The 5,510-nt window shown below is 68.8% G+C and carries 3 protein-coding genes and 1 pseudogene; all 4 read left to right on the forward strand.

Annotated features, from left to right (window positions below):
* Positions 1 to 213 (forward strand): annotated as a pseudogene (locus D7Y13_RS49970) (calcium-binding protein); the annotation flags it as partial.
* Between the two features lie 169 nt (positions 214 to 382).
* Complete coding sequence (mtsC, locus tag D7Y13_RS37710; protein WP_120534358.1) at positions 383 to 1,705, forward strand: cell-cell cohesion MYXO-CTERM protein MtsC; 1,323 nt, start codon at positions 383 to 385, stop codon at positions 1,703 to 1,705.
* Positions 1,706 to 1,739: 34 nt separating this feature from the next.
* The gene (gene mtsD, locus D7Y13_RS37715) at positions 1,740 to 3,728 is read left to right on the forward strand and encodes a cell-cell cohesion protein MtsD (RefSeq protein WP_120534357.1); all 1,989 of its coding nucleotides are present in this window, start codon (positions 1,740 to 1,742) and stop codon (positions 3,726 to 3,728) included.
* The coding region (locus D7Y13_RS37720) for a vWA domain-containing protein (protein WP_147452591.1) at positions 3,725 to 5,510 on the forward strand (1,786 nt) is incomplete at its 3' end. The genes mtsD and D7Y13_RS37720, both read left to right, overlap by 4 nt.

Raw genomic sequence — 5,510 nt, forward strand, 5'->3', positions numbered from 1 at the left:
CGTCGGCAGCGTCAGATGTGTATAAGAGCCAGGTTCATCTCCGCGGGCACCAACGAGGTCTACCTCTACCTCCAGGTGGGCCGGGACAATGATCCGCGCGGCGCCGGCGTGGGGTCCCTGTTCATCCAGGAAATCCAGTACGACGCCGACACCGGCCGCACCCCCGCCGGCATCGTTCCCCTCACCTCCGACGACTTCATCGTCGGGACCTGAGCCCTGCCCGGGCGTGGGGTGTCCCCCACAGTCTCAATGGGGTGTGCCCCCCACACCCAGCCTGTAGCAACCGTCCATGAGTCCGCAACCCCTTGAAGTTCTTGGATTCAATAGCAGCCAGGCAGACGGATCGCCTCTTGCTAGGGAAGGGGTTGTGAAAGGAGTCACCATGACTATCGCTCGCTTTGCCCCCATGCTGGCGCTCGGCGCCTTCCTGGTGCTGTCCCCCAGCACCGTGCAGGCCCAGGATCAAAACCCGGACAACCCGGAGTGCCTCGGAGATGAGTGCGGTCGCCCCAAGGAGGAGGGTGGCGGCTGTGGCTGTGGCTGTGGGTGTTCCGTCTGGGTCGCGTACACGGACGACGGCAAGACGCTGTCGTACACGGATGACGCGGACGGCGACGGCAAGGCGGACGACAAGGACAACTGCCCGTTCACGTCCAACCGCGACCAGTTGGATGGCGACACGGATCAGGCCGGAGACTCCTGCGACAACTGCCCGGCGGTCTCCAACGCCACGCAGCTGGACACGGACGGCGACGGGATTGGCGACGCGTGCGACCCCGACGACGACAACGACGGCAAGGCGGACGGCGCGGACAACTGCCCCTCCATCCCCAACGCCAACCAGGCGGACAACGACGGCGACGGCCTGGGCGACGTCTGTGACGACGACGACGACAACGACGGGCACAAGGACGGCCAGGACAACTGCCCGCTCGTCGAGAACCGCATCCAGACGGAGATGCCCGCGGACGTGAGCCAGTGCCGCGTGGACGCGGACGGCGACAACATCTCCGACAACCTGGACAACTGCCCCGGCCTGTCCAATGGCACCCAGAAGGACACGGACGCGGACGGCATCGGCGATGACTGCGACGCGGACATCGACAACGACTCGGTGCTCAACGCGCAGGACAACTGCTCCGCGTTCGCCAACCGCGACCAGGCGGACGACGACGGCGACGGCATCGGTGACGCGTGCGACACGCGCTACTGCGTGGTGCTCAACCGGGACCAGCCCAACGACTGCCTCGACCCGAAGGCGCCCTTCAGCGTGGGCACCGGTGGCGTGCTGAGCGTGGAGAAGACGGGCACCGCCGTGCGCCCGCCGCTGTTCGCCAACCGCAACGGCGCGGCCATCGAGTACACCTGGACGGTGGTGAAGCGTCCCTCCGGCTCCACCGCCGTGGTGGAGAACCCCAAGGGCGCCGTCACCTACAGCCGCCACTGGGAGTACCAGTACGTGGACGGCAGCGTGCCCAACTTCAATCCGGACAAGGAAGGTGAGTACGAACTGCAGGTGTCCACGCGCCTGGCCTTCGCCGACCGCGTGTTCCCCGACCAGCGCGCCTCCGTGTCCAGCCTGTTCGTGAAGGTGGGCACGGACGAGGCTGGCAGCGGCTGCACGTCGCTGCCCGCGGGTGGCAGCGTCGCCGCCCTGGGAGCGGGCGTGCTCGGCCTGCTGCTGCGCCGCCGTCGGAAGGCGTAAGGTCCACCCCCCCATGCCCGGAGGTCCGCATCGCATGCGCCGTCAGCTCGTGGTTCCGTTTCTTGCGACCGGCCTCCTGGCCTTGGTGGGTGTGCTGTCCTGTTCCGACTCGCTCCTGGAGCCTCGTGCCCAGGAGCAGTCGCAGCTGGATGACAAGCTGACGCTCACCGGCCGGGTGTGTACGCGCCCGGCCAACCCCACCGGCTTCCCGGTGAAGGTGGTGCTCGTCGTCGACGAGTCCGGCAGCATGTGCGTGTCGGATCCTCCGGGCTCGCAGGAGGGCAGTGGCTTCTGCGAGCGCGCCGAGGTGCGGGGCATCATCCCGCCCGGCGTCACCGAACCGGCGCGCGTGCGCGCCCTGAAGAACCTGGTGGCGGGCTTCAAGCGCATCAACGACCGCCGCGAGGGCAACATCAGCATCGCCATTGCCCCGTTCGAGACGAACGTGAAGAACACCTGGCCGCCCGCGGCCACGGGTGACCGCTTCGCGCCTCCCGGGGACATCAACGGCTACATCGAAGGCCTCCAGTCGCAGCTGGGCAAGGGCACCGACTACCAGGGTGCGCTCAGCTACGCGTACAGCATCATCGCCAGCGACATCGCCGCGGTGTCCCAGGCGACGCCGGAGCTCCTGCCGCGCACGCGCTACGTCGTCGTGTTCCTCACCGACGGCACGCCGTACCCGCGCTGCTCCGGCAACGACGACCTGTCCGTCTACGCGGGGCCGGACAGCCCGGACCTCACCTGGCGCGACTCCATCTCCAGCTTCTGCAACGCCACCAGCACCACCGACGCCATCACCGGCTTCGAGGTGGGCACCGACCGCAACCAGAACTACCAGCTCTTCAGCTACGTGCGCCGGCTGATGGAATTGAAGACGCAGTACAACGTGGGCGACGTGCGCATGCACACGGTGCTGCTCTTCAACGAGGAGGCGGTGCGCGCCTGCGGCCCCATCTGCCAGGACATCTACGGTACCTACCCGGGCGTCCCGGAGGCGCAGTACCCGGCGGCGGCGAAGAAGATCGCCTCGTACCTGCTCAAGCGCTTCGCGGAGATGGGCAACGGCGTCTACCAGGAGTTCAGCGACACGGCGGAGATCTCCGAGCTGGGCCTGGGTGCGCTGGACTACTCATCCTTCGCCTCGCCCAACGTGATGAAGACGCTGGTGGTGGAGCCGCTCAGCTCCGCGCCCGGGGACGACGGCCGCGTGCTGGACAGCGACGGCGACGGCGTGCCGGACGAACTGGACAACAGCTTCCAGTTGAAGACGAACCCCTTCACCCTGGACAGCGACGGCGACTGTCTCAGTGACGGCTTCGAGTACCGGCGCCAGGACCAGGGCTTCCGTCCGGGCAACGACCTGGACGCGCGCGGCTGCGACCCCAAGTCCCCGCTGACGCCCGGCTGCGTGTGCCGCGACACGGACGGTGACGGGCTGTCGCAGTTCGCCGAGGACTACCTCAAGACGCGCCAGGGCATCGTGGACAGCGACGGCGACGGCGCGCCGGACGGGCTGGAGGCGAAGTACGGCCTCAACCCGCTGCAGTCCAGCGTGGCGGGCCTGGACACCGACGGTGACGGCGTGCCGGACGACGTGGAGCTGAAGGCCGGCAGCGACCCCACCCGGCGCGACCGGCCCTTCCACGACAAGTACGGCATCCAGTACGAGGTGAAGAAGGTCGAGGACGGCAACGACACGGACGGCGTCTGCTACGACTTCACCGTGTCCAACCTCCAGATGGTGACGCCGCCGGACCGCTCGGGCGTGAAGCAGGGCTACAACCTGTTCAAGGTGTGGTTCGCGGAGGCGCCGGAGAGCGGCGTCGCGACCGACTACGGCGTCTGGCGCACCGCGTGTGCCTGGGCGCAGTACGCGCCGCCCAGCGTGCGCGTGCCGCTGGGGCCGGACCTGGCGATGGAGGACCGGAACTTCATCCGTCCGGACCAGCTGGTGGATCCCTGGAGGGCCCAGGGCAATTGCGTTGGCGTGTCGCCGTCGCAGGGGGGCGCGTCTCCGTGAGCCGCACCGGACGTGGGTGGGCGCTGGCCCTGGTGGGCCTCGCCGTGGTGGTGGCCTGCACTGATTCGTACCTCTACGACCCGCGCCGGGACACGGACGTGCCGGCGGACCGGGCGGTGGCGCTGGACGGGCGCTTCTGCACGCTGGGCGCCAATGAGGTGCGCCGGCCCATCAAGATCATCGTCGCCATGGACGCCAGCCAGTCCATGCGCGTGAGCGACCCGGACGGCAGCCGCGCCACCGCGCTGGTGGAGCTGATTGAGAGCCTTCCGCAGGACGACGAGGTGTCCATCGCGGTGATGCTGTTCGCCGGCAGCACCACGGCGTTCCTCACGCAGGACCCGGGCCCTCCGCTGGAGGACGGCTTCGTGCAGTTGTCGCTGCTGGACGCGACGGCGAAGGCGAAGCTCACCGAACAACTGCTCACCTTCCGCAACACCGACACCTCTCCGAACCGGGACTCGACGGACTTCGTCAAGCCGCTGTCGGACATCTACTCGCTCATCAACACGGACATCGCGCGGGCGCGGTTGCAGCCCGACGGCAGCGAGGCGCTGGCGCAGGCGCGCTACTCGGTCATCTTCCTGTCGGACGGCAAGCCCACGAACAACCAGGACGACGAGCTCATCCGCGGTGACGCGGTGGTGCGCATCCGGCAGCTGCGCGACCTGGTGGAGGACGTGCGCTTCAACACCGTGCACGTGTTCAACCCCACGCAGCCGGTGCCGTCGGTGTGCGACCTGGTGGCGGAGGACGGCGGCTTTGGCGACGGCGGCTGCCCGCTGCTCATCATCAACCAGAACGCGGACCGGCTGGAGAAGATGGCGAGCCTGGGCGGCGGCAACTTCCGCGACTTCCGCAACAACGAGCCCATCAACTTCCTCAACTTCCAGTTCGGTCAGGTGCGCCGCGCCTTCATCGTGAAGGAGTTCATCGCCTCCAACTTCTCCGCGCCCCCCGGCAGCCCGCTGGACGAGGCGGACACGGACGGCGACGGCCTCACCGACGCGCGCGAGGCGGAGCTGGGGACCAACCCCAACCTGCGCGACACCGACGGCGACGGCTTCAGCGACGGCGTGGAGGTCTACTTCCGCGACCGGGGCGTGCAGTTCGACCCGAACCAGGAAGTGCAGCCGGACGGCGGCGGCCTGGACAAGGGCTGCCCGCCCGCGCTGCGCGGCACGGACACGGACTGCGACGGCCTGCTGGACTGCGACGAGCAGTTCATCGGCACCAACGCCACGTTGCAGGACAGCGACAGCGACGGCGTGCCGGACGGCATGGAGTGGCGGGGCAGCACCCAGGGCGCGAGCAACGACCTGGATGAGGATCCGGACACCGACGGGCTGACCAACCGCAACGAAGTGCGCATGCACATGCGGCCGCTCCAGGTGGACACCGCCAACCTCGCCTCGGATGCGTACCGCTACAGCGTGGAGGCGGAGGGCCCGGTGGATGCGGAAGGCCGCCAGTGCTACCGCTTCCGCGTGGACAACGTGCTGCTCGCCAACACGCTGCCCCTCATCGCCGACGGCGGCGTGGACGGTGGCGTGGACGCCGGCACCGTGCAGCGCGGCGCGGGCTACAACGACATCTACCTCTCCGTGTCCATGCTGCCCGCGGATGATCCGTCCGCGCGCACGCTGGTGCGCACCTTCCGCGTGGACTCCGTGCGCTACCCGGTGGGCGGCATCAAGTCGCCCCCGGATGGCATCGTCCGCGTGAACCCCGAGGACTTCGTGGAGGGCTGCCCCGGCGTCCTCCCCACCCTCGCGCCTGCCC

This window comes from Corallococcus praedator (assembly GCF_003612125.1).
Lineage (GTDB): Bacteria > Myxococcota > Myxococcia > Myxococcales > Myxococcaceae > Corallococcus > Corallococcus praedator.